General features: G+C 66.4%; 22 protein-coding genes. 9 read left to right on the top strand and 13 right to left on the bottom strand.

Annotated features, from left to right (window positions below; all coding sequences use genetic code 11):
• Nucleotides 1–32: 32 nt before the first annotated feature.
• Nucleotides 33–932: an SDR family oxidoreductase gene (locus IEX43_RS07840; protein ID WP_188809890.1), complete on the bottom strand. Its 900-nt coding sequence runs from the start codon at nt 930–932 to the stop codon at nt 33–35.
• Nucleotides 933–1135: 203 nt separating this feature from the next.
• Here IEX43_RS07840 and IEX43_RS07835 point away from each other — a divergent pair, with 203 nt between their 5' ends.
• A complete protein-coding gene (locus tag IEX43_RS07835; RefSeq protein ID WP_188809888.1) occupies nt 1136–1657 on the top strand; it encodes a DUF6328 family protein in 522 nt (173 codons plus the stop codon).
• A 29-nt stretch (nt 1658–1686) separates the two neighbouring features.
• Here the strand turns inward: IEX43_RS07835 and IEX43_RS07830 are convergent, their stop codons facing one another.
• The 5 genes from IEX43_RS07830 to IEX43_RS07810 all read right to left on the bottom strand — a co-directional run bounded on the left by IEX43_RS07830 (nt 1687) and on the right by IEX43_RS07810 (nt 5402).
• Nucleotides 1687–2811 (bottom strand): glycerate kinase, encoded by a 1125-nt coding sequence (locus IEX43_RS07830; protein ID WP_188809887.1) that lies wholly within the window; start codon nt 2809–2811, stop codon nt 1687–1689.
• Nucleotides 2812–2898: 87 nt separating this feature from the next.
• Nucleotides 2899–3708 carry an SDR family oxidoreductase gene (locus IEX43_RS07825; RefSeq protein WP_188809885.1) on the bottom strand — a complete coding sequence of 270 codons (810 nt, stop codon included), beginning with the start codon at nt 3706–3708 and terminating at the stop codon, nt 2899–2901.
• Nucleotides 3709–3806: 98 nt separating this feature from the next.
• Nucleotides 3807–4226 carry a hypothetical protein gene (locus IEX43_RS07820; protein ID WP_188809883.1) on the bottom strand — a complete coding sequence of 140 codons (420 nt, stop codon included), beginning with the start codon at nt 4224–4226 and terminating at the stop codon, nt 3807–3809.
• 92 nt (nt 4227–4318) lie between these two features.
• Entirely contained in the window at nt 4319–4474 is a 156-nt protein-coding gene (locus IEX43_RS07815) for a hypothetical protein (RefSeq protein ID WP_188809881.1), read from the bottom strand.
• Nucleotides 4475–4631: 157 nt separating this feature from the next.
• Nucleotides 4632–5402: a class I SAM-dependent methyltransferase gene (locus tag IEX43_RS07810; protein ID WP_188810394.1), complete on the bottom strand. Its 771-nt coding sequence runs from the start codon at nt 5400–5402 to the stop codon at nt 4632–4634.
• 228 nt (nt 5403–5630) lie between these two features.
• Between IEX43_RS07810 and IEX43_RS07805 the strand changes: the two genes are divergently transcribed.
• The 3 genes from IEX43_RS07805 (at nt 5631) to IEX43_RS07795 (ending at nt 10094) form a co-directional block, all read left to right on the top strand.
• Nucleotides 5631–7301, top strand: a complete 1671-nt coding sequence (locus IEX43_RS07805) for an ATP-binding protein (RefSeq protein WP_188809879.1) — start codon at nt 5631–5633, stop codon at nt 7299–7301.
• A gap of 18 nt (nt 7302–7319) precedes the next feature.
• Complete coding sequence (locus IEX43_RS07800; protein WP_188809877.1) at nt 7320–8867, top strand: putative bifunctional diguanylate cyclase/phosphodiesterase; 1548 nt, start codon at nt 7320–7322, stop codon at nt 8865–8867.
• 165 nt (nt 8868–9032) lie between these two features.
• Nucleotides 9033–10094: an EAL domain-containing protein gene (locus IEX43_RS07795; protein WP_194734852.1), complete on the top strand. Its 1062-nt coding sequence runs from the start codon at nt 9033–9035 to the stop codon at nt 10092–10094.
• A gap of 63 nt (nt 10095–10157) precedes the next feature.
• Here the strand turns inward: IEX43_RS07795 and IEX43_RS07790 are convergent, their stop codons facing one another.
• Nucleotides 10158–10424, bottom strand: a complete 267-nt coding sequence (locus IEX43_RS07790; RefSeq protein WP_188809875.1) for a DUF6480 family protein — start codon at nt 10422–10424, stop codon at nt 10158–10160.
• A 140-nt stretch (nt 10425–10564) separates the two neighbouring features.
• Between IEX43_RS07790 and IEX43_RS07785 the strand changes: the two genes are divergently transcribed.
• Nucleotides 10565–10993, top strand: coding sequence for a hypothetical protein (locus IEX43_RS07785; RefSeq protein WP_188809873.1), 429 nt, complete (start codon nt 10565–10567; stop codon nt 10991–10993).
• 37 nt (nt 10994–11030) lie between these two features.
• On the opposite strand, the gene IEX43_RS07780 is transcribed toward IEX43_RS07785, so the two are convergent.
• The 3 genes from IEX43_RS07780 to IEX43_RS07770 form a co-directional block, all read right to left on the bottom strand.
• A complete protein-coding gene (locus IEX43_RS07780; protein ID WP_188810389.1) occupies nt 11031–11789 on the bottom strand; it encodes a glycerophosphodiester phosphodiesterase in 759 nt (252 codons plus the stop codon).
• An 88-nt stretch (nt 11790–11877) separates the two neighbouring features.
• Nucleotides 11878–12144, bottom strand: a complete 267-nt coding sequence (locus tag IEX43_RS07775) for a hypothetical protein (RefSeq protein WP_188809871.1) — start codon at nt 12142–12144, stop codon at nt 11878–11880.
• A 154-nt stretch (nt 12145–12298) separates the two neighbouring features.
• Complete coding sequence (locus IEX43_RS07770; protein ID WP_188809869.1) at nt 12299–13117, bottom strand: HAD family hydrolase; 819 nt, start codon at nt 13115–13117, stop codon at nt 12299–12301.
• Nucleotides 13118–13262: 145 nt separating this feature from the next.
• On the opposite strand from IEX43_RS07770, the gene IEX43_RS07765 reads away from it, so the two are divergent.
• Nucleotides 13263–14129, top strand: coding sequence for an AraC family transcriptional regulator (locus IEX43_RS07765; RefSeq protein WP_188809867.1), 867 nt, complete (start codon nt 13263–13265; stop codon nt 14127–14129).
• 55 nt (nt 14130–14184) lie between these two features.
• Here the strand turns inward: IEX43_RS07765 and IEX43_RS07760 are convergent, their stop codons facing one another.
• The 3 genes from IEX43_RS07760 to IEX43_RS07750 all read right to left on the bottom strand — a co-directional run bounded on the left by IEX43_RS07760 (nt 14185) and on the right by IEX43_RS07750 (nt 17775).
• A complete protein-coding gene (locus IEX43_RS07760) occupies nt 14185–15015 on the bottom strand; it encodes an IclR family transcriptional regulator (protein ID WP_188809865.1) in 831 nt (276 codons plus the stop codon).
• A 99-nt stretch (nt 15016–15114) separates the two neighbouring features.
• The gene (locus IEX43_RS07755) at nt 15115–16368 is read right to left on the bottom strand and encodes an aminopeptidase P family protein (protein ID WP_188809863.1); all 1254 of its coding nucleotides are present in this window, start codon (nt 16366–16368) and stop codon (nt 15115–15117) included.
• Between the two features lie 63 nt (nt 16369–16431).
• Complete coding sequence (locus tag IEX43_RS07750; protein ID WP_188809861.1) at nt 16432–17775, bottom strand: MFS transporter; 1344 nt, start codon at nt 17773–17775, stop codon at nt 16432–16434.
• Nucleotides 17776–18272: 497 nt separating this feature from the next.
• Between IEX43_RS07750 and IEX43_RS07745 the strand changes: the two genes are divergently transcribed.
• From IEX43_RS07745 to IEX43_RS07735, 3 genes are all read left to right on the top strand, one after another.
• Nucleotides 18273–19358, top strand: a complete 1086-nt coding sequence (locus tag IEX43_RS07745) for an S-(hydroxymethyl)mycothiol dehydrogenase (RefSeq protein WP_188809859.1) — start codon at nt 18273–18275, stop codon at nt 19356–19358.
• Entirely contained in the window at nt 19358–19975 is a 618-nt protein-coding gene (locus IEX43_RS07740) for an MBL fold metallo-hydrolase (protein ID WP_188809857.1), read from the top strand. Before IEX43_RS07745 ends, IEX43_RS07740 begins: the two co-directional genes overlap by 1 nt.
• Before the next feature lie 144 nt (nt 19976–20119).
• A complete protein-coding gene (locus IEX43_RS07735; RefSeq protein ID WP_188809855.1) occupies nt 20120–22474 on the top strand; it encodes an FdhF/YdeP family oxidoreductase in 2355 nt (784 codons plus the stop codon).
• The last annotated feature ends 81 nt before the right edge of the window (nt 22475–22555 follow it).

Raw genomic sequence — 22555 nt, 5'->3', positions numbered from 1 at the left:
GATGAAGGTGTTCTGCTGGCGTGGGTGCAGCCCTAGAGGCCCTTGCCGCCGGTTACCGGCAGCACCGCCCCGGAAATGTACGAACCGTCCTCTGAGGCCAGCAGCACATAGGCGGCCGCGAGCTCGGCCGGCTGGCCGGCCCGTTCCAGGGGCGTGTCCTGGCCGAACGTTGGGAGTTTGTCCGGCCATTCCGTTGCGGGGATCAGCGGGGTCCAGATGGGCCCGGGGGCCACAGCGTTGACCCTGATGCCCTTGGGCCCGAGTTCCTGCGCCAGTGCTTTGGTGAACGCCACCTGGGCGGCCTTGGTCATGGCGTAGTCGATCAGCGCCGGGGACGGGTTGAAAGCCTGGATCGATGCGGTGGTGATGATGGACGCGCCCGGCTTCAAATGGGGTACCGCGGCCCGTGCCGTCCACAGCAGCGAGTAGAGGTTGGTTTTGAAGACCCGGTCGAATTCCTCGGTGGGCAGCGACTCCAGGCTTTCGCGGTTCTTCTGGTAAGCGGCATTCAGGACCACCACGTCCAGCCGGCCGAATCCGGACGCGGTTTCCTCAACGATGCGGGTGCTGAAGCCCTCTTCCCGGCCGTCTCCCGCAAACAGCAGGACGCGCTGGCCGGCCTTGCGGATCCAATCCGCGGTGTCCTGCGCGTCCTCTTCCTCTTCCGGAAGGTAGGAGATGGCGACGTCGGCGCCCTCACGCGCGAAGGCGATGGCGGCGGCCTTGCCGATTCCGGAATCGCCGCCCGTGATGAGCGCGGCCTTGCCCTGGAGTTTGCCGTGCCCTTCGTAACTCAGTTCCCCGTGGTCGGGCTTCGGGTCCATCGGCGCCGTGAGCCCGGGCTGCTTCTGCTCCTGCTCCGGGAACGGTCCGGAGTGGTAGCCGCCCCGGGGATCCTTTGGCTGGTCCCTCTGCTTGTCTGTGTCGCTCATAGTCCGCCTGCTCACTGTGTCGGTTTTCGAAGAGCTCCGCCGTGCACCTGCTCTTCGAAGCTATCCCGGCCGGAGGAACAAAGTCCACCGATCGGAGCAAATAATCAGTAAACTTATCAAATGTAGGTCGCGTGCAACGCCTGCCGTGTTTCCCGGCGCCGGAAGAGCCGAAAGGGAGCAGGCAGGTGGAGGGAGGAAGGGCAATGTCCGAGGTGGAGGATTACACGGGCAGGACAGGCAGGAACGAAACCCGTGAGGAGCAGCTGGACCGCAACTGGGCCGAACTGCTGCAGGAGATGCGGGTGCTGCAGATGGGCGTCCAGATCCTGGCCGGCTTCCTGCTGACGCTCCCCTTCCAGGAACGCTTTGAGACCCTTGACGATTTCCAGGTTGGCCTCTACCTCACCAACGTGGTGATTGCGGCGCTCACCACCGCGCTCATCCTCCTGCCGGTAAGCGTGCACCGGCGGCTCTTCCGGAAGCGGCTCAAGGAAACACTGGTAGCCAGCGGGGACACCATCGCAAAAATCACCCTCGCCGGAATCGCGCTGTTGAGCGCCGGTACCGCGGCACTGGTTTTCGACGTGACCGCGGGACGTACGGCCGGCCTCACTGCCGGCGGAGCGCTGATGGCAGTGATGGTGGTCCTGCTGGTCTACGTCCCTATCCACCTCAACAGGCGCGCCGCCGCAGGGCAGGGATCGCCCGGCCCGCACGGGGAGTAGCCTGCGCGATAAAGGGCCCACCTGTGCCCCTAAGCGCCTTCAAGGACCTGGCTTGTGGCCCACGCCAGGTACTTGGCCGCGTGTGCGACGGCGTCCTGGGGGCTCGGAGCCACGTCCAGCAGTTGCGCGGCGGCCACCACGCCATGTTCAGCAAGCTCCTCGGGCGTCACCAGGATGCGGCCGGCCACCACGATCACGGGAATTCCGCGCTCCCGTGCCGCGTCCGCCAGCGCGATGGGCGCTTTTCCGGTCAGGGACTGCGAGTCCATGGACCCTTCCCCAGTGATCACCAGGTCCGCGTCGCCCAACTGCCCGGCCAGGCCGGTGAGTCCCGCCACCAAGGCGAAGCCGCCTTCCAGCGTTGCGCCGGTGAAGGCAAGGAACGACGCCGGGAAGCCGCCGGCGGCGCCGGCGCCAGGGACGTTCACGTCCCGGCCGGTGGCCTCACGGAGGATGGATGCCCAGTTGCGGAGGCCGGCGTCGAGCAGTTCCACGGTGTCCTCGTCCGCGCCCTTCTGCGGCGAGAAAACGTGCGCGGCGCCGGACGTTCCAAAGAGCGGATTCCTGACGTCCACGGCGATCCTGAAGGTGGTGGCGGCAAGCCGGGGGTCCAGCCCGCTGGTGTCCAGTGCCGCGACGTCGGCAAGCGACCCGCCCCCCAGGGGCACCACGTTTCCGGCCGAGTCGAGCGGCTTGAGGCCCAGTGCGCGCAGGGCGCCGCTGCCGCCGTCCGTCATGGCCGATCCGCCCAGGCCCAGCACTATTTCGGTGGCTCCGGCGTCCAGGGCCGCCGCAATGAGCTGTCCACAGCCGTAGCTGTGGGCCCGGAGCGCGTTGGCCGGGGTGGGTTCCATGTCCGCTAGGCCGGAGGCCTGGGCCGTTTCGATGACGGCGGTGACCTTGCCGTCGTGGGCCTTGTTGATGGCCCAGGCGGCTCCGAGGGGGGCCAGGATGGGACCGACCACGGCATTGAGCCGTTCCTCGAAGCCGGCGGCCACTGCCGCCTCCAGTGTTCCCTCGCCGCCGTCAGCGATGGGGAACTGGGTGGCAACGGCCTCCGGGTATACGCGCAGCGCGCCTTCCGCGATGGCAGCAGCGGCTTCAGCCGCTGTCAGGGAACCCTTGAACTTGTCCGGAGCAATAAGAATGCGCATGCGCTCCATCATGCCAGCAGTCGCCGGGAAAGCGCTTGCCGAATCCGTCATCCGGACAGCCTCCCCGCCGCATCGCGGCCGCCCGGCCTACCCTTGGCGCCACTCCTGGCTGGTGATGTGGGATCCGGCCTGCGGCCCCATCTGCAGCATTCCGCCGTCCACCGCCCAGGAGGCGCCGTTGACGTAGCTGGAAGCGGGCGAGGCAAGGAAGGCAATAACGGCAGCAACTTCCCGCGCGTCACCGGGCCTGCCCAAGGGGACGCCAGGCCTGTCCTTGGTGGTGGGGTCCTCATCTTCCTGTCCGGTCATCGGCGTGGCGATCTCCCCCGGAGCCACACTGTTGGCGGTGATGCCATGCTCGGCAAGCTCAAGGGCCAGCGTCTTCATGAGTCCGCCGAGGCCGTGCTTGGACGCGTCATAGGCGGACGCACCTACTCTCGGCTGGAATTCATGGACGCTGGTGACGGCAATGAGGCGCCCGCCCCTGCCTGCCTTCACCATCCGGCGGGCAGCGGCCTGGAGGCACACAAACGCGCCGTTGAGGTTGGTGTCCAGGGTGCGCATCCAAGTGTCGACGTCGAGGTCCAGGAACCTAGTCCCATCGCCGGTTCCGGCGTTGTTGACGAACACGTCCACTCCGCCCAGCCCGTCCGCCAGTTCGTCGACGACGGCCGCTGCGGCACGCAGGTCAGTGGTATCCAGCTGCCGCACCACGGCCTTGCGGCCCAGACGGCGGATCTCCTCCGCAGTGTCCTCGGCGCCGGCCTTGTCCGAGTGCCAGGTGACGCCGACATCCATTCCTGCGCGGGCAAGGGCGACGGCGGCAGCCTTGCCTATTCCGGAGTCCGATCCGGTCACGATGGCGGTACGTGGAGTGAATCCTGTGGTGTCATGCATGGCGGCAGCCTTTCAGTCGGTCACGCACCGAAAGCGTGGAGCATTCAGTGGTGGGCACTCGGTGGACGAAGCCTCCAACAGGAGATGATCCCAGCGGGTCAGGCCGGGCGGCGGAGCTCCGGCGACGGCGGGTACTGGCCGTTCTGCGGAGAGTCCGGCTCTTCCGGTACGGCCATCAGCGGGACTGCGAACGTCACCACCGGGCGGCCCTCCGGATCATCGGCGGACCGGATGGTCAAGCTCCTGGTTCCCGGGGGCACGGAAGGGGTGAAGGTCTGCAGGTTCCGGGACTCCACCGTGGCCGAGTCCCGGAAGGAGTACTCGGTACCGAAGTGGTCCTGCAGGATTAGGTGCGGCTCGGGACCGTCGGCGGAGGCCAACTGGATGTTGACCACTAGCCCGGTGGCCCAGACCTCGACCGAAAGGATGGTGAACTCCGTGCGGTGGGTGACGTGCTGGCCGTAGGTTGGCGGCAGCAGCATCCCCCGAAGGCCGCCGGAGGGAATGAATTTGCGCATCGTGGTTCCTGTAGGTTCTGGGGCCGCCGTTGGCGGAACGGCGCCGGCGCGGAAAGCCGGTGCCGGGCTGTACGCGGCGGGAGGGAGGTGGCTTAGGCGTCGTCGCGGCCGGCGTTTTTCGGGCGGAAGAGCGGACCGCTGCGGGCCCTGCCGCCGCTGGGGCCGGCACCCGGGCCGTCCCCGTTCCGGCACCATCCGGCGCCGCCGATACTGTTGCCCTTGCCCTTGTTGCCCTTGACCTGTGCCACGGTAGCCAGCCTTTCCCCCGGAAGCTATAACTAGTAAGACTACTTACCATGTAGCCTCCCGACCCTCCCTTGTGTCAAGGGCTTTGGATCTCTGTTGTGGAACAACTGTGGGGATCACCATCCGGGATCACCAACGGCCGCCGGAAGTCGGCACCGGCTAACCCCGTGGCCGCAGCACCGCGAAATAGCCCGGGACCCGGCTTTGTCCGTCCACCCCGGTCATCGGGTTCGTCTCGATGGCCACCTCACCATCCGCCAGCAGTTCCCAGGCCTCCGGCGGAAAGGCCCGCGAGCGCTCCTCCGGGCCGAAGTGGCCGGGCATGGGCAGCCCGCGGATGGCCCGTTCCAGCGGCGCCGGGATGTTGCGGGTTGTAGCGCCGAGATGGGAGACGTACTGCACCGGGTTGCCCTGGAAATTCGTCTCCGCCAGGAACACCGTGCCGGTGCTGCCGGCCAGCAGCCGCAGGTTGTCGACCATCGCCGACTGGTCCGCCGCGTCCAGGACGTGCAGGACGCCCCGGATGAAGACGTTCGCGTCGCCCTGGACAGCCAGTGCGCCGGCCGCGCCGGCCCCGGTCATGTCCAGGGCCTGGTAACGGACCCTGGCTGCCACGCCGTCGGCCCGGTTGTGCCCATCGGCATGGGCTACGGCGTGGCCGGACACGTCCACGCCCACAGCCTCGGTGAAGACGCCAGCCAATGCCCTGGTGAAACGGCCATGCCCGCAGCCCACGTCAATGACGGGAAGTTCCCGGTCCAGGTATCGGAGCAGGACGTCCCTGTAGCCGAGGAATTCATCGTCGGTACCCGGATCCCAAAGAATTTCGGTGCCGGCCCCCCTCCCCCGGATGCCCGCCCAGTACGTGTCCCATGCAACCGGCCGGTCCTTGGGGGCAGAGCGGGACAGCCTGATGAGCTTGGGGAGCATCAGGTACTTCTGGAGGGCGGAACGCACGGACTTTGCGGCAGGGGACTTTGCTGGGGAGGACACGGAACAAATATAGGTGCCCTGCCTCTTTCGGACGCGACCTGCCGGATTGTTGCAGCCTGCACGTCCGCAACTCCGGCACTTCCCCCGCCGTGCAGGGGTGGGGCAAGCCCATCGCCCGCTTAACCTGCCCCATTCACCGAGCCGCCCGCCCGGCGTCGCCATACAATGTACTCAACTGGGAGGGAAGGGGGCACTGTGGCGGCTGAATCGCCGAGTGACCTGCGCGCGCCGCGCACCGCCGTCGTGGCAGATCCCGACGGCGGGCGGCTGGAATCGTACGCCAGGACGTTGCGGGACGCCGGCTACAGCGTCCTGTGTGCGGGGAACGCTGACGAACTCGCCGCCTCAGTGGATTCCCGCCAGCCCTCCGTGGTGGTCGTCGATGCTTCGCTCTCCGCCGTGGAGACGGCCGCACCGGTCCTGGTGGTGGTGGACCTGGACAATCCGGCGGAACTCGCAGCCATGATGCCCTCCGGCGTCCACGACTGCATCGCCAAACCGCCGCCTCCCAGGGAGCTGGTCCACCGCGCCACCGCCCTGATCGACCAGGTGGCCCGCCGCAAGGCCGCGCGGCAGGAAACCGAAACCCTCCGGGAACAGCTCCGGGAGGTATCCGCCGCTGTTCGGGCAACAAACGATCCGGAGGAAATAGCCCGCCACGTGGTGGCCGGCTTCGGCCGGACGTTCAAGGCTGACCATGTCTGGCTGGCCACCTTTGAGGACAGCCGGGTTCCCCGCATCAATGCTTCCTGGAGCAGGCCGGGGCTGGAACCCCTCCCCGAACAGGCGCTTCCGGATGAACAGTACTCGCGGCAGACGGCGGACCGGCTGTGGGCCGGTGCCGAGACAATGTCCACCGCCGGGACGGAGGAGCCGGCGGCGGGTGATGCCCCTGCTCCGGGAATCGCCAACGCGGTCTCCTCGCTGGCGGTGCCCATGGGCGAGGGAAGTTCATCGCTGGGCATCATCTGGATTGCGATGCTTGACGGACCGCGGACATGGTCCGGTACCGAACTCGGGCTCATGCAGCACGTGGCCGGCAATGCGGCGCACGGACTCATCCAGAGCCACCTGATCAGCAGCCAGCAGCAGGTGGTGAAGCAGCTGCAGCAGCTCGACAAGGCCAAAACCGATTTCCTGGCCACGGTGAACCATGAGCTGCGGACGCCGCTGACGTCCATCATGGCGTACCTGGACATGATCCAGGAGAGCACCGAGCAGCCTGTCTCCCCCGAGGTCCACCAGATGCTGGACATCGTGGTCCGCAACACGGAACGGCTCCGGATACTGATCGAGGACATGCTGAGCGTCTCCCGCAATGGCCTTGATGACAGCCTGATGCACCTCACCCCCGTGCGGCTGGGACAAACCCTGGACCTGGTCGCGGCAGCACTCAGGCCCCTGGCCACGCAGCAAAACGTCACCATCGCCGTGGACCCGGTTCCGGAGGACCCGGAGATCCTCGCCGATGAGGTGCAGCTGCAACAGGTCTTCACGAATCTGGTCTCCAACGCCATCAAGTTCACCCCGAGCGGTGGTCGGATCGAGGTGGGCAGCGAGTCGCACGCTGCCTCGGACGGCTCCCGCTGGGCCACCGTCAGCGTCGCGGACACCGGCATCGGCATTTCGAGCGACGAGATCGACCACGTCTTCACCCGTTTCTACCGCGCCTCCAACGCCATGACCGGTGCCATTCCCGGAACCGGCCTGGGGCTGGCGATCACCAAGGACATCGTGTCCCGCCACGGCGGCCGGATCGACGTGTCCTCCACCCTGGGCAGCGGCACCACGGTCACCGTCAGCCTGCCCCTTGATACCCGCAGCCAGGAAAACTGAGCACAATGCAGGAACACGATGTTTGCGGATAACGACCCGCGGCTCTCCCAGCTCCTGGAAGGCATTGTGCGGCTGGCGTCCGGCGACCTCACTTCCCGGATCGAGGTGTCCCCCGCGCGCGACGAGCTCGACGCGATCATCATGGGCACCAACCTGCTGGCCGAGGACCTGCAGATCATTTACGAGGAACTTGAGCAGCGCGTGCAGGTGCGGACCCAGCTCCTGCATGAAGCCCACCTGGAAATGCAGAAGATGGCCATGCAGGACCCGCTCACGGGCCTGGCAAACCGCTCCGCCCTGATCGACGCACTCAAGGATGCGCTGGAGCCGGACGCCGCGACCCCTGCCGGGGAGGGCCCGGCCCTCCTGCTGATGGACCTGGACGCCTTCAAATCCATCAACGACAGCCTGGGCCACACCGCCGGCGACCATGTCCTGGTGAGCGTGGGCGAAAGGATCCGCAGCGCCGTCCGCGAGTCCGACGTCGTTGCCCGCCTGGGTGGTGACGAGTTCGCCATCGTGCTGCCTGCGGCGTCCCCGGACCAGGCAGGCATCGTGGGGCACCGCATCCTGGCGGCCCTGGGCCAGCCGGTGGAGCTGCCGGGCCGCAGCGTGCGCTGCGGCGCGAGCATCGGGCTCAGCGCCGGCGGCGCCGGCAAGACCCCCGAGGACATGCTGATGGAAGCCGACGTCGCCATGTACGCCTCGAAGGCCGAAGGCCAGAACCGGCTGCACCGCTTCGAACCCGGGCTCCTGCTGGTCCGCAGGCTCCGCAGCCAGCTGGTGGAGGACCTGCGTGCCACCCTCAAGGACGGAGGCCTCACGCTCCACTACCAGCCCGTGGTGGAGCTCGCCACGGGACGGATCGAAGGCGTGGAGGCCCTGGTCCGCTGGAACCACCCGACCCGCGGCTTCATCATGCCCGATGAGTTCATTCCCCTCGCCGAAGAGGCCGGCCTGATCTCCGAGCTGGGGCTGTGGGTGCTCCGGGCCGCGGTGCACCAGCTGCGCGACTGGATCAACGCGTCGCTGGTGGACAGCCGGTTCTCCGTCCGGATCAATATCTCGGCCACAGACCTGCAGAGCCTGCAGTTCATCGAGGACGTCAGGAACGTCCTGAAGGAAACCGGCGTCAGGCCGGAACAGGTGGTCCTGGAGCTCACGGAAGTGGCAATCGTCAGAGGGAACGAGCTGGACCGCTACTCGCTGGGCGGTTTGCGGGGCCTGGGCGTGGGAATCGAGATCGATGACTTCGGCACCGGTTACTCGTCCATCAGTTATCTGCGCCGGCTGCCCGTAGACCGGGTCAAGGTGGACCGGTCGCTCATCACCGGGCTGGGCACCGACCCCACGCAGCCGGCACTGGTGGCAGCGGTCCTGCAGCTCATCCGGGCCTGCGGGCTGGAAGCCGTGTGGGAAGGCGTGGAAACCGCAGAGCAGGCCGAGCTGCTGCGCGGACTGGGCTGCCTCAGCGCACAGGGCTATTTCTTCAGCAGGCCGGTCCCGCCTGAACAAATTCCGGAATTGTTGGCGGGCCAGGCGGAAAGCGCAGCCCGGCAAGGGTAAAGTACTGCGCTTTTGTTTCCCGCGATATACGATCATCGTGCGGTGTCTGGTTTTCGTCGCCGCGAAAATCAGGTTTCAGCATGGACACCGGAATTAAAAGGCGTTTGGAAATTGAACAACATCGGGGCCAATGGGTCATTACTTCGTCAACTGGGGGCGTAGCTAATGTCGGTTCGAATACAGGCATGGGGAATTATTGCCGCTGTACTGGCAGATACGGATCCGTCCGGAGCGGCTGTCCGGCAGCGGCTGAGCAACAGCCTGGATGAGAATCCGGGAGTGCCGGAACGGGCGCTGCTCGAGTATCTCCTGGATACGCGGCGCAGTGACGCCAATACCGTGGAAACGCTGGAGAGCGCCCGGGAAATGCGGCTTACCCCCGCAGTCCCGCCGAAAGTGGCGGAGCAAATCGACGCGATCCGCAGCATGTCGCGCATCAGCGCGCTGCTCGAAAACCAGATGCTGATGACCGCCTTCCAGCCAATCTACGGGCTGGAGGAAAAGAGCGTGGTGGGAGTCGAGGCATTGTCCCGCTTCGTCAGCGATGACGGAGCTGCCGCGGAACTGTGGTTTGCCGAGGCCGCCGCCGTCGGTTTGGGCGCGAACCTGGAATTTGCCGCCCTGGGATCTGCCGCCGCTGCGGCGAAGTCGCTTCCCGGAAACCTGTTCGTGTCCCTCAACATTTCGCCCGCCTCCTGCCTGGACCCCCGGCTGCCTGAATTGTTCGATCACATTGATCTCCCCATCAACCGCGTGGTGCTCGAAATGACGGAGACCGTCAAGGATGAGGAGTACCCGCAGTTCATTTCCGCCATCAATCCGCTGCGGGACAGGGGACTGAGGATCGCTGTGGACGACACCCACTCCGGGGCGGGAGCGCTGAGCCGGATGGTGCACCTGCGGCCGGACTTCCTGAAGCTGGGCCGGAATGTGATCGGCGATGTGGACAAGGACGGCATCCAGCGCGCCCTGGCCGCCTGCCTGGTGGATTTCGCGGAACAGATCGGCACCACGCTGGTGGCTGAGGGCGTCGAGACTGTAGGCGAACTCAAGGTCCTGACCGAACTCGGAATCAGCGCCGGGCAGGGCTACCTGCTGGGCCGGCCCTCTGTCCGGCCCAAGGACTGGGCCGGCTGGAACGGCCGCCTGGACGTGGACGGGCTCAACCGCCACCTTGCCGTACGGGAGCAGGCCGGGGAGTCTCAGGTCGCCAGCGAACAGCACTGACCCGGCCGGCGGCGGGGCCGGGGCCCTCCGGACAACATCCGAAGGACCGCCCGCCCAAGGGTGCTATTCGCTGTGGCCCTGGTCGCCGCTCATCTGGTCTTCCGCAGGCGGCGTCTCGCCCGGAGGCACTCCACCGCCCGGTTCCAGCCCCGTGATGTTGCCTTCGGCGGGATCCGGATTCGACGAGCCGGCAGAGTCTTTCGCACCTTGCCCGGCGTCGCCCGGCTGGCCGGCAGCGGGCTGGCCAGCGCCTTCCCCGGCGTCGGCGGGCGGGGTCTTGCCCGGCTGGTCCGGGTTCGCCGGATCATTTTCGGGATGGTAGCTGCTCATGGTGCTTGCGTCCTTCCTGCCCGGCCGCGGTTCCTTGCCCCGGCTCTGGACTAATTGTAAGCATGCTGATAATTCTGGAAGGGTAATGCTCCGGGCATCCGCTGGGGTGCCCGGCACGCGAGGTCGGAAGGAGCAGTCACATGGGTATCGGCGACAGCATCGGCAAGGCAGCAGAAAACGCCATGGAGGATCTGGCGGGGACAACAAAACCCACAGAGGCAGCGCATGTTCCTGAGCCCACCGACCCGAACGACGACGTGGAAGTCCACTCCTCCATCAGTGAGGGCTCCAATGCCATGGAGGCGGAGAAGCAAAAAGCCCCGGGCCCCGCAACCGAGGCAGCTCCGGGCCCTGCCTCGGAATCCCCCTTTGGCGGGGACCTGGAATCGGACGAGGCGGACGACGACGGCGGGCTGGCTGGCGACGCGTCCGCACCGGCGGATGGATCGCCTGCGTCCCAACGCGGTTTCCCCGGGCCAGGCGGCCTTCCGGAGTCCAACCCGGACGAGTTGCGGGCCGACCCTTCCGAAGGCGACCAGGACCCGTCCACCAGCACGGGCCGCGGCTAGGAGCCGCCCGGGATCCGGGGAGCAGCCGCCGGCACAGTCAGCCGTGCGGCCATTCCCCGCGCTCACGCAGCACCTCGCGGAGCAGGTCCGCGCGGTCCGTGACCAGCCCGCCCACGCCCAACTCCAGGAGCTGGCGCATCTCGTCCGGGTCGTTGATGGTCCAGACATGCACCACGAGGCCCAGGGAGTGCGCGCGCCGGACAAAGCCCGGCGTCACCACGCGCACCCTGCCATAGCGCACCGGAACCTGCAGCGCGTGGACTCCGCGAAGGTTCCAGCGCATGCTCCACCTGAAGACCGGACCGGGGAGCAGGCGGCCCAGCACAGTGAACAAACCCACCGACACAACACCGGCCGACGCCGCCACGGGCTGGCTCAGCAACTTCAGCACCGCCCGCCGCCGGCGGTCCGAGAAACTGGTCAGCAGTACCCTGTGGTGCACCTGGTGCTCTTCGATTCCCGCTGCGATACTGCGGACCGAGTTCCAGTCCTTGACGTCCACGTTGAGCCGGACCCCGGGCAACTCCGCAAGCAGCTCGTCCCACCGCGGGATAGGCTCACGCCCGCCGATCCGCGCCTTGGCCACCGCATGGGCGGGGAGCTCGGACACCCGGCCGCTGCCGTCGGTCACCCGGTCCAGCGTTTCATCGTGGAAGAGGAGCACCACGCCGTCGGCTGTGGTGTGGACGTCGGTCTCAAGGTAGCGGTAGCCGAGGTCGACGGCGGCGCGAAACGCGGCCATGGAGTTTTCCAGGCCGTCCCGGGAAAAGCCGCGATGCGCCATCGCGATGGGCATCGGGGACCCGTCCGCGGCGGCATGGTCGAAGAACGGGAGTGTCACACTGCGAGCGTACTCCCGGAGCGCCGGCCCCGGTCAGGCAGCGTCAGCCCTTGTACGCAACGGCGTCTTCCTGGAGCACGATGTCCACGCCGTCGCTGCAGTGCAGCAGCGTCCGGCCGCGTCCGCCGTCGAAATCGATCCACACCGCGGAGTGGTCGGCAGTGACTGCGTCAACCAGGCCTCCGGCTTCGAATCCCGGGGCGAGGAGCACGCGGACACGGTCGCCCGGCGTGAGCTTTTTCCAGTGCGGTGCGGGCGTTGCCTGGCGCGGAGGCGCGTCGGCGGTTCCAAGCTTCACTTTTCTTGCCATTGCTACCCCTTGAGCCTGTTACCCGGAGCCGGAATGGAGGGGTTGGGCCCTCCATCGCCAACGTTAGGGAGCGAAGATGAACGCAAGGTGAGCGCCAGCTGTGAAAACGGCGCTGCGTCCACAGCGGGCCGGGGAGGACATCCGGCGCCGGGAATCAGGAAATCTGTACGCCCAGCGAGGCCAGCCGGGACTCCAAAACCTGGGCCACGCCGTCGTCGTCAAAATGTGGTGCCTGCTGCCCGGCCGCGCGGATCGCTTCCGGGTGCCCGCTGGCCATGGCGTAGCCGTGCCCGGCCCAGCGGAGCATCTCGATGTCGTTGGGCATATCCCCGAATGCCACCACGTCCTCGGCGCCGATGCCCAGGGCGGCGGCGTATTCGGCCAGGGTGACGGCTTTGTTGACCCCGGGCAGGGCGAGCTCGAGCATCGACACCCCCGGCGAGGAATGCGTGACGGAGGCGAGATGTTCGACGGCGGGGGCCACCTCGGCGAGGAAGTCGTCGGCAGTGCCTTCGCGGACGATGGCCAGGAACTTCACCACGGCGTCGTCCGTTACCAGCGTTTCGGCCAGCGGCGCCGGCGTGAATTCGGAAAGCAGCTCACTGGAGCCGTTTTCGATGAAGCCGGGTTCAAGGTGGAACCCCCCGAGCGTTTCGGCGGCGAACATCGCGGCGGGACGCAGCCGTTTGATGACGCGGCGTACTTCCAGGACAGCGTCGAGGGTCAGCGTCCGGGCGGAGACCAGCTTTTCGGCCTCAAGGTCCCAGACCACGGCTCCGTTGGAGCAGATGACGGTTCCGGTGTGGCCCAGCTGGTCCTGCAGGGGGTGCAGCCAGCGCGGCGGGCGTCCGGTGACGAAAACGAGTTGGACGCCGGCATCCCGGCAGGCGTGGAAGGCCCGGACGGTGCGGTCGCTGATTTTGCCATCGTGGCCGAGGATCGTTCCGTCTATATCGCTTGCTACCAACCGCATCCTGCCAGTCTACGTTGCGGGATGCGCCGGAAAACCCTGCTGGGACCGGTTTAAGGCGCTCCCGCGGTGAGCGCGATCGAATCGAACCGCGATAGTAGGGTGCGGGGTGACACATGCGCGCAGGCTTGTAGGTGAAGGGGGAACCGTGATCTCAGCGCTCAACCAACTCGTCGATTACATCGACGGTCACCTCACTGAGGAGATCGACGTTGACGACCTGGCGGTCAGTCTCGGCATGACGGAGTACCACCTCCGCCGCATGTTCTCATCACTGGCCGGCATGCCGCTCTCCGAGTACGTCCGCCGGCGCCGCATGACGGTGGCGGCAACGGACGTTCTCGAAGGCGGCGAGCTGCTGGCAATCGCGGTGCGGTATGGCTACGGCTCTACCGAGGCTTTCAGCCGGGCATTCCGGTCAGTGCACGGCGCCGGACCCAGCGACGCGCGCCGGGACGGCGGGCCCCTTCGCACGCAACCCCAGCTCAGGTTCCGCCTGACCGTAGAAGGGAACACCCCGATGGACACTCGCATCGCAGATCGGCCGGCATTCCGGCTCATCGGCCGTTCGGCCCGTGTGCCACTTATCCACCACGGCCCGAACCCGCACATCCAAGCGCACATCGCCTCACTGCCGGGGGCAGAGCACGCCCGGCTCAAAGCACTGGGCAACACCGAGCCCGAGGGCCTGCTCCAGGTGAGCGCCGACGTCGACCCGGACTACGCGGAAGGCAGCGAGCTAACCTACCTCCATGGCGTCGCCGTCACCCCCACGACGCCGGCGCCTGGGGAGCTCGACGTGATCGAAGTCCCCGCAGGCACCTGGGCGGTGTTCCGCGCAGAAGGGGCGTACCCCGCGGTTCTGCAGTCCACGTGGGCATCCACAGCCACCGACTGGTTCCCGTCGAACCCGTGGCGGCTGCGCCCTGGCCCCTCGATGGTGGCAGTCCTGGATCGCAGCGCCGACTTCAGCACAGCAAGCTGCGAATTGTGGCTCCCGGTAGAACGTGCCTGACGGATCAGCCTTGCTCTCCGGATGCGCTGGAAACTCGGTACAGGCAGGCCCGGATTCACTTTGTGTCTTTTGCCGCTCCCGGGCCGGCCCGCCGGGACCCTCCGCCCAGCCGGGCGCTCACCTTCGCTGCGGCGGCGGCGCAGGCCTCCCCCAAGGCCTGCAGCCTGTCCTGGGATACCCGGAACCGGGGTGCGGGGATCAGGACGGCGGCCACCACCTCGCCCCGGTGGTCGAAGACGGGTGCTGCCAGTCCCACTTCATCGATGGAGGTTTCGCCGTAGTTGACGGCCCAGCCGCGCCGGATGTCGTCTTTGAGCCGGACCAGGTAGGCGTCCAGGCTGGAGTCGTCCAGGCCCGGGTAGCTGATGGCCCCGCTGCTGAGCAGGGACCGGACCCGGGGTTCAGGTTCGCGAGCCAGGAAGACCTGCACCGAGGCGCTGAGGGCGTCGTTGTACCGTGCCCCCAGCGGGGTGGTGTGCTTAATCTGGTGGTGGCTGGCAATCTGCTCCACGCAGATGGATTCATCGCCGCTCCACACCATCAGTGCGCTTGTTTCGCCGGTCTGCTCCGAGAGTTCGCGGAGTACGGGATAGGCAACGCGGCGCTCCTCAAGCTCGGCGAGGAGCGGCCCGGCCACGGCAATCAGCCCCAGCCCGAGCCGGAACCGCCGCGTTTCGGCGTCCCGCTCCACCAGGTGCTCCTGCTCGAAGGTGGCCAGGATCCGTGAGACCGTGCTCTTGTGCAGCCCCACGCGGTTGGCGATCTCGGTGACGCCAAGCAGGGGCTCGTCCGCCGAGAAAGTCCGGAGGACCGCAATCGCGTTGACGATGACGGAAGCGCCCTTGCTGTCGCCGTTGCCTGTGGTCTCGGGTTCTGTTGCACTCATGGTGTTACCCATCATTCCCTAAGGGAGGGCCGGAAGCGGCGCCATGGGGATGACGCCGCTTCCGGGTGTTCGTTGGGCCTGGGGTAGCCCGTTGGGGCGTTATGCGCTGATGATGTTGTACTCGGGTCCGAACGGGAACTTGGTGATGTTCTCCGCGCCGTCCTCGCCCACCACCAGGATGTCGTGCTCACGGTAGCCGCCGGCACCCGGCTGGCCCTCGAGGACGGTGATCATCGGTTCCATGGAGACCACCATGCCCGGTTCCAGCACCGTGTCGATGTCCTCGCGGAGCTCGAGTCCGGCTTCACGGCCGTAGTAGTGGCTCAGGACGCCGAAGGAGTGCCCGTAGCCGAAGGTGCGGTTGGCCAGGAGCCCGTAGCCCACGTAGATCTCGTTGAGCTCGGCGGCGATGTCCTTGCAGACGGCGCCGGGCTTGATGAGTTCCAGGCCGCGCTTGTGGACTTCCACGTTGATGTTCCACAGCTCCAGTGAACGGGCATCCGGTTCGCCGTAGAACAGGGTGCGCTCAAGGGCTGTGTAGTAGCCGGAGGTCATGGGGAAGCAGTTCAGGGACAGGATGTCGTGTTCCTGGATCTTGCGGGTGGTGGCCCAGTTGTGGGCGCCGTCGGTGTTGATGCCGGACTGGAACCACACCCAGGTGTCGCGGATTTCGGAGTCGGGGAAGGTCCTGGCGATTTCGTGGACCATGGCCTCGGTGCCGATCAGCGCGACCTCGTACTCGGTGATCCCGGCGGTGATGGCGTTGCGGATGGCTTCGCCGCCCAGGTCGCCGATGCGGGCGCCATGCTTGATGACCTCGATTTCCTCGGCGGACTTGATCATGCGCTGGCGCATGGCTGCCTGGGCCACGTCCACCAGGGTGGCGGACGGGAAGGCTGCCTGGATCTTGTTGCGGTTGTCCAGCGGCAGCGAGTCGTCCTCGACGCCGAGGCGGCGCGGGTTGATGCCGCGGGTCCGCAGGACTTCCTGGATGGCGAAGATGTAGTTGTCGCGGCGCCAGTCCGTGTAGACGATGTTGTCGCCGTAGCTGCGGCGCCAAGGCATTCCGGCGTCGATATTGGCGGTGACGGTGACGGTGTCTTCCTTGGTGACCACCATGCCGTAAGAGCGGCCGAAGGTGGTGAAGAGGAAATCGGAGTAGTACTTGATGGAGTGGTAGCTGGTGAGGACCACGGCGTCCAGGTCCTTCTCCGCCATGATGCGGCGCAGGCCGGCCAGGCGGCGCTCGAACTCGGTGTCGGAGAACGTGAGGCTTACCTTCTCGCCGTTCTTGAGGATCTTGGTGCGCTCGAGTTCGGCGACAGTGGTGGCGTTTTCGGTGGTGATGGTCATCGTGACGATGCCTTTCTCTCGTGCATTTGTTGAGGTGCAGCTGGTTTGGTTTTGGGAGGGAAGCTATTCGTGCCGCAGGGGCTCTTTGCAGGTTTCCCTGGAGAGCGACACGGCAATGAGGGAGACGACGGCGGCAGCCACCAGGTACCAGGCCGGAGCCAGGTCGCTGGCGGTTGCGGCGATGAGGAGTGTCGCCATGAACGGGGCGGTGCCGCCGAACAGGGCGTTGGAAAGGTTGAAGCTGACCGCAAAGCCGCTGTAGCGGACCCGGGTGGGGAACATTTCCGCCAGGAAGCTGGGGAGGGTGCCGTCGTTGAGGGTGAGCATCGCGCCCAGCAGGATCTGGACCAGGACGATGACCAGGAAGTTGCCGGTGCCGAGCAGTGCGAAGGCGGGAACGGTCAGGACAATAAAGGCAACCGATGCGCTGATCAGCACCTTCTTGCGCCCGTACCGGTCCGAGAGCATGCCGGTGAGGAAGATAAAGCCGATGTAGGTGACCAGCGCGATGGTGGTGGCAAGGAATGATTCGGTTTCGCCCAGGCCCAGTTCCGAGGACAGGTAGGTGGGCATGTAGCTGAGGATTACGTAGAAGCCGACGGCGTTGAGCAGCACGGCGCCGACGGCCTGCAGCAGCTGCCGCCAGTGGTTGCGGAAGAGGCTGGAGACAGGGGCCTTGACGGCGTTGTCCTCGGCGGCCAGCTCGCGGAACACGGGGGTGTCCTCGAGCTTGGTCCGGATGTACCGGCCGATCAGGCCCATGGGTGCTGCCAGCAGGAAAGGCAGCCGCCAGCCCCAGCTCTGCATCGCCTCGGTGGAGAGCAGGGTGGTCAGCAGTCCGGCCATGAGTGAACCCAGGAGCAGGCCGGCGGCGGTGCTCGCGGGGACGACGGCGGCGTACAGGCCACGCCGGTTGGCGGGGGCATACTCCACCAGGAAGGCCGAGGCTCCCGCGTATTCACCGGAGGCGGAGAAGCCCTGGACCACCCTGATGATCAGGAGCAGGACGGGCGCCCAGATGCCGATCGTGTCGTAGCCCGGAATCAGGGCTATGCAGAACGTGGCTCCGGACATGATGAGGATTGACAGGGAGAGGGCTGTCCGCCGGCCCACCCTGTCGCCGATGTGGCCCCAGATGAATCCGCCGAGCGGGCGGACCAGGAACGAGATGGCAAAGAGGGCGAAGGTCAGCAGCAGCCCGGTCTGCGGATCGGATTCCGGGAAGAAGACCGTTGCGATGGTGACGGCCAGGTAGCCGTAGACGGCGTAGTCGAACCATTCAACGAAGTTGCCGATGAAGCTGGCAGCGATGACCCGGCGCCGCGTTTCCTTGCTGACGGCACTGTCGGCAGGTGCGGGACGCGGATCGCTCACGATGCTGCCCGGGGAGGAAGTTTCGTTACTCATGTATCCACCAAAGTGTTGTGGTTGCATTCAGCGCAACGCTGTTGCAACAGACTAGGGCGTGATGGCCGCCACAGTCAATGGTTTCGAGGTGGGGAGTTAATTAGTCGAGATGAAAGGATCAGCAGAACCGGGGGTCGCCACCAGCACTTGGGCGTCACGGACAGGCATGGAGACATAGGACCAGGAGTTGCTCGAGATGCAATAGAGTTGCGGACGGACTGCACACCGACCCCAATCGCTTGGCGTTGAGGCACGTAGCCCGGGGCCGGTCTATTGACACCCCCTATGGCGGCTGACATATTTCGAGTAAGCGCTATACGCACCGTGTTGTGCATTACGCAATTAGAGAGGGGCTGGGCGGATGGCCTTGAGCGGAACGGCCACCCTTTCGGTGCTCGCCACCCACCCTTTTGGGTAGCCGCCCGGAGGCGCCGCAGCTTCTAGACTTGATAGTCGGGCCGGGATCTTTGTCCGGCCAACGAAAGGAACACAGAATCATGGTTCATAAAGTCAAGGCAGTCGTCGCCAGGGAAAAGAACGCTCCGGTGTCAGTGGAAACTATCCTGGTGCCGGATCCGGGCCCGGGCGAGGCCCTCGTTGACATTTTGACGTGCGGTGTCTGCCACACGGACCTGCACTACAAGCAGGGCGCCATCAACGATGACTTCCCCTTCCTGCTGGGCCATGAAGCCACCGGTGTTGTCAGCGCTGTCGGCGACGGTGTTACCTCCGTCGCCCCCGGCGACCGCGTGATCCTGAACTGGCGTGCCGTGTGCGGTGAATGCCGCGCGTGCGCCAAGGGACAGCCGCAGTACTGTTTCAACACCGCCAACGCCACCCAGAAGATGACCCTGGAAGACGGCACGGAACTCTCCCCCGCCCTGGGCATCGGGGCTTTTGCCGAGAAAACCCTCGTCGCTGCAGGGCAGTGCACCAAGGTGGACCCCGAGGCTGATGCTGCCGCCGTCGGCCTGCTGGGCTGCGGCATCATGGCCGGCATCGGCGCCGCCATCAACACCGGCGACGTTAAGCGCGGCGAGTCCGTCGCGGTGATCGGCTGCGGCGGCGTGGGCATCGCCGCGATCGCCGGCGCCAAGCTCGCCGGCGCCACCACGATCATCGCCGTGGATATCGATGCCAACAAGGTGGACATGGCCAAATCCCTTGGCGCCACGCACGGCATCGACTCCAGCAAAGAGGACCCCATCGAGGCCATCCGCGCCCTCACCGGAGGCAACGGAGCGGACGTGGTGATTGACGCCGTCGGCCGTCCTGAAACCTACAAGCAGGCGTTCTACGCCCGCGACCTCGCCGGCCGCGTAGTGCTAGTGGGCGTCCCCACCCCGGAGATGCAGCTTGAGCTGCCGCTGCTGGACGTCTTCGGCCGTGGCGGCTCGCTCAAGTCCTCCTGGTACGGCGACTGCCTGCCCTCCCGCGACTTCCCCATGCTGGTGGCGCACTACAAACAGGGCAACCTGGACCTGGACGCGTTCGTGACCGAACGGATCACCATCGACCAGGTGGAGGAGGCCCTCGACAAGATGCACGAGGGCAAGGTCCTGCGTTCGGTGGTGGAACTCTAATGGTCGCCATCGAGAACCTGGTCACTTCGGGCACATTTTCGCTCGACGGCGGCACCTGGGACGTGGACAACAACGTCTGGATCGTAGGCAATGACGAGGAGTGCGTGATTATCGACTCCCCGCACGACGCCGCCGCGATCATCAGCCAGGTCCGGGGCCGGAAGGTCCTTGCCATCCTCCAGACCCACGCGCACAACGACCATATTGGCGCTGCGCGTGAGGTTGCCGACGCCGTGGACGCCCCCATCTACCTGAACCCCGAGGACCTGGTCCTCTGGCAGCAGGTCTACCCGGACGCGAGCCCGGACCGGGAACTGGCCGACGGCGACGTGTTCGAGGTGGGCGGTGCAACACTGAAGGCCATCCACACCCCCGGCCATTCCCCGGGCTCCACCTGCTTCTACCTGGAAAGCGAGGGAACGGTCTTCACCGGGGACACGCTGTTCAACGGCGGCCCGGGTGCCACCGGCCGGTCCTACAGCGACTACCCCACCATCCTGGCCTCCATCCGGGAACGCCTGCTCACCCTCCCGCCCGAGACTGTGGTCCGCACCGGCCACGGGGACAACACCACCATCGCGGCGGAAACGGAAACGCTGGCGAAGGTTTCGCAGTAGCCGGCGGCGGGTCCAAGAGAATCGCGCGGGGCGCGCCGGGAATGCCCGGCGCGCCTTCGCGGCGCCAGAGGCAACCGCGCCTTCATGGCGCCAAGGCCAACACACAGTACAAACACCACGCATGCCGGTAAGGAAGTTGGAACAATGAAGTTCGGTAAGCAGCCCGCCCCCGTAGCGGACATCGACGAGGACAACCTCGAAGTCCATAAGCCCAAGGCCGAGGCGGCCGGTGTAAAGGCCGTGATGGTGGCGCTGGAACGCGCGGTGGCGCAGGCCGGGGTGGCCCGCACCGCGCACTCGCTGCTGCGGCTGAACCAGCGGGGCGGTTTCGACTGCCCGGGCTGCGCGTGGCCGGAGTCGGACAAGAAGCGCAAGACCGCGGAGTTCTGCGAGAACGGTGCCAAGGCGGTGGCGGAGGAGAACACCCTCCGGACCGTGGGCGCCGAGTTCTGGGCGAAGCACTCGATCGCCGAGCTCTCGACGAAGACCGAGTACTGGCTGGGCAACCAGGGCCGGCTGAGTGAACCCGTGGTGATCCGGGCAGGCGAAACCCACTATTCGCCGATCTCCTGGGGTGATGCCTTCGACCTGATCGGCGAACATGTCAAGGCGACAACGGCCGACCGCTGCGTCTTCTACACTTCCGGGCGCACCGCGAACGAGACGGCGTTCATGTACCAGCTGTTCGCGCGGGCGCTGGGCACCAACAACCTGCCGGACTGCTCCAACATGTGCCACGAATCCTCGGGCTCTGCGCTGAACCCGACCATCGGGATCGGCAAGGGCACCGTGTCCCTGGACGATATCCATGATTCCGAGCTGATCTTCGTGGTGGGGCAGAATCCCGGGACCAACCATCCGCGGATGCTGTCCGCGCTGAAGGAATGCAAGGACAAGGGCGGCAAGGTGGTGGCGGTCAACCCGCTGCCCGAGGCCGGGCTGTTCAATTTCAGGGACCCGCAGACCGTCTCCGGTGTGGTGGGCGGCGGCACCCCGCTTGCCGACGAGTACCTGCAGATCAAGGTGGGCGGCGACCTGGCACTGTTCCAGGCCCTTGGCCACCTGCTCCTGGCGGAGGAAGAGCGGAACCCGGGCACCGTCGTCGACCATTCCTTCATCGAGGCGCAGACAGACGGGTTCGCCGCGTACCGCGAGGCCCGCGGCAGCCTGGACTGGGCCGAAACCGAGAAGGCCACCGGGCTGTCCCGGGATCAGATCGAGACCGTGGCCGGGATGCTCATCAAGTCCAAAGCCACCATCTTCTGCTGGGCCCTGGGCGTCACCCAGCAGCCGCACTCAGTGGACACCATCAAGGAGATGGTCAATGTCCTGCTGCTGCAGGGCAACTTCGGCAAGCCCGGCGCCGGCGCCTGCCCGGTCCGTGGGCACTCCAACGTCCAGGGCGACCGGACCATGGGCATCTGGGAAAAACCCAAGGAATGGCTGCTGGAAGCGCTGGACACCGAGTTCGGGATCACCTCTCCGCGCCACCACGGGTATGACGCCGTGGAAGCGATGGAGGCGTTCGAACGCAACGAGGTGGACGTGTTCGTGTCCATGGGCGGCAACTTCTCCCTGGCCTGCTCCGACACAGAAACCCTGGAAGCCGGCATGCAGCGGATCGGCCTGACCGTGCACATCTCCACCAAGCCCAACCGCTCCCACGTGGTGCACGGGCGCACCTCGCTGATCCTGCCCACCCTGGGCCGGACGGACAAGGACGACAAGCACCCCAACGGCGCACAGTTCCTCTCCGTGGAGGACTCAATGTCCGTGGTCCACTCCACCCAGGGCAGGCTCACGCCGGTCTCCGAGCACCTGCTCGCCGAACCCGTCATCGTGGCACGGATGGCCGAGGCGACGTTCGGCCCGGACCACCCCGTGGACTGGAAGGCCATGGCCGAGGACTACGACGTGATCCGCGACCACATCGCCCGCGTGCTGCCCGGCTTCGAGGACTTTAACGCCAGGATCCGGACCAAGAACGGGTTCGTCCTGCCCAACCCGCCGCGCGATACCCGGTCCTTCAAAACCGACATCGGCCGGGGCCGGTTCACCGTGAGCCCGCTGGAATACCTCACCCCGCCAAGCGGACACCTGGTGCTCCAGACCATCCGCAGCCACGACCAGTACAACACCACCTTCTACGGCCAGGACGACCGCTACCGGGGCATCTCCGGCGGCCGCCGCGTGATCCTGGTCCACCCCGAAGACCTGGTGGAGCTTGGCTTCAAAGACCGCGACCTGGTGGACGTGGTCAGCACCTTCCGTGGCCACGACCGGCAGGCCGACAAGTTCCGCCTGATCGCCTACCCCACCGCCAAGGGCTGCGCCGCCGCGTACTTCCCCGAAGCAAACGCCCTCGTCCACAAGGAAAACGTGGCCCGGGAATCCAACACACCAGGTTTCAAGGCCATGTTCGTCCGGTTCGTGCCGCACCTCGCAGAAACCACTGACGTTGAAGCTGAGGGAGAGCTGGAGACAGCAGCGGCAGGATAGTTTCTTCCGGTGCTTCCCTAGGCAGGACGACGACGGCGACATGCGGCAGGTGCCGGTTGTCGCCGTCGCTGTTTCATCCGA

The organism is Pseudarthrobacter polychromogenes (assembly GCF_014644495.1).
Classification (GTDB): domain Bacteria; phylum Actinomycetota; class Actinomycetes; order Actinomycetales; family Micrococcaceae; genus Arthrobacter; species Arthrobacter polychromogenes.
This window is presented reverse-complemented; position numbering and strand designations above follow the sequence as displayed.

Excerpts from the sequence above, each read along its gene's own strand:
- IEX43_RS07755 (WP_188809863.1), bottom strand. The coding sequence starts at position 16,368 with ATGACCATCACCACCGAAAACGCCACCACTGTCGCCGAACTCGAGCGC.
- IEX43_RS07805 (WP_188809879.1), top strand. The coding sequence starts at position 5,631 with ATGTACTCAACTGGGAGGGAAGGGGGCACTGTGGCGGCTGAATCGCCG.
- IEX43_RS07745 (WP_188809859.1), top strand. The coding sequence starts at position 18,273 with ATGGTTCATAAAGTCAAGGCAGTCGTCGCCAGGGAAAAGAACGCTCCG.
- IEX43_RS07785 (WP_188809873.1), top strand. The coding sequence starts at position 10,565 with ATGGGTATCGGCGACAGCATCGGCAAGGCAGCAGAAAACGCCATGGAG.
- IEX43_RS07810 (WP_188810394.1), bottom strand. The coding sequence starts at position 5,402 with ATGCTCCCCAAGCTCATCAGGCTGTCCCGCTCTGCCCCCAAGGACCGG.
- IEX43_RS07740 (WP_188809857.1), top strand. The coding sequence starts at position 19,358 with ATGGTCGCCATCGAGAACCTGGTCACTTCGGGCACATTTTCGCTCGAC.
- IEX43_RS07835 (WP_188809888.1), top strand. The coding sequence starts at position 1,136 with ATGTCCGAGGTGGAGGATTACACGGGCAGGACAGGCAGGAACGAAACC.
- IEX43_RS07830 (WP_188809887.1), bottom strand. The coding sequence starts at position 2,811 with ATGCGCATTCTTATTGCTCCGGACAAGTTCAAGGGTTCCCTGACAGCG.
- IEX43_RS07775 (WP_188809871.1), bottom strand. The coding sequence starts at position 12,144 with ATGGCAAGAAAAGTGAAGCTTGGAACCGCCGACGCGCCTCCGCGCCAG.
- IEX43_RS07825 (WP_188809885.1), bottom strand. The coding sequence starts at position 3,708 with ATGCATGACACCACAGGATTCACTCCACGTACCGCCATCGTGACCGGA.
- IEX43_RS07770 (WP_188809869.1), bottom strand. The coding sequence starts at position 13,117 with ATGCGGTTGGTAGCAAGCGATATAGACGGAACGATCCTCGGCCACGAT.
- IEX43_RS07795 (WP_194734852.1), top strand. The coding sequence starts at position 9,033 with ATGTCGGTTCGAATACAGGCATGGGGAATTATTGCCGCTGTACTGGCA.
- IEX43_RS07820 (WP_188809883.1), bottom strand. The coding sequence starts at position 4,226 with ATGCGCAAATTCATTCCCTCCGGCGGCCTTCGGGGGATGCTGCTGCCG.
- IEX43_RS07840 (WP_188809890.1), bottom strand. The coding sequence starts at position 932 with ATGAGCGACACAGACAAGCAGAGGGACCAGCCAAAGGATCCCCGGGGC.
- IEX43_RS07750 (WP_188809861.1), bottom strand. The coding sequence starts at position 17,775 with ATGAGTAACGAAACTTCCTCCCCGGGCAGCATCGTGAGCGATCCGCGT.
- IEX43_RS07760 (WP_188809865.1), bottom strand. The coding sequence starts at position 15,015 with ATGAGTGCAACAGAACCCGAGACCACAGGCAACGGCGACAGCAAGGGC.
- IEX43_RS07790 (WP_188809875.1), bottom strand. The coding sequence starts at position 10,424 with ATGAGCAGCTACCATCCCGAAAATGATCCGGCGAACCCGGACCAGCCG.
- IEX43_RS07735 (WP_188809855.1), top strand. The coding sequence starts at position 20,120 with ATGAAGTTCGGTAAGCAGCCCGCCCCCGTAGCGGACATCGACGAGGAC.
- IEX43_RS07800 (WP_188809877.1), top strand. The coding sequence starts at position 7,320 with ATGTTTGCGGATAACGACCCGCGGCTCTCCCAGCTCCTGGAAGGCATT.
- IEX43_RS07780 (WP_188810389.1), bottom strand. The coding sequence starts at position 11,789 with ATGCCCATCGCGATGGCGCATCGCGGCTTTTCCCGGGACGGCCTGGAA.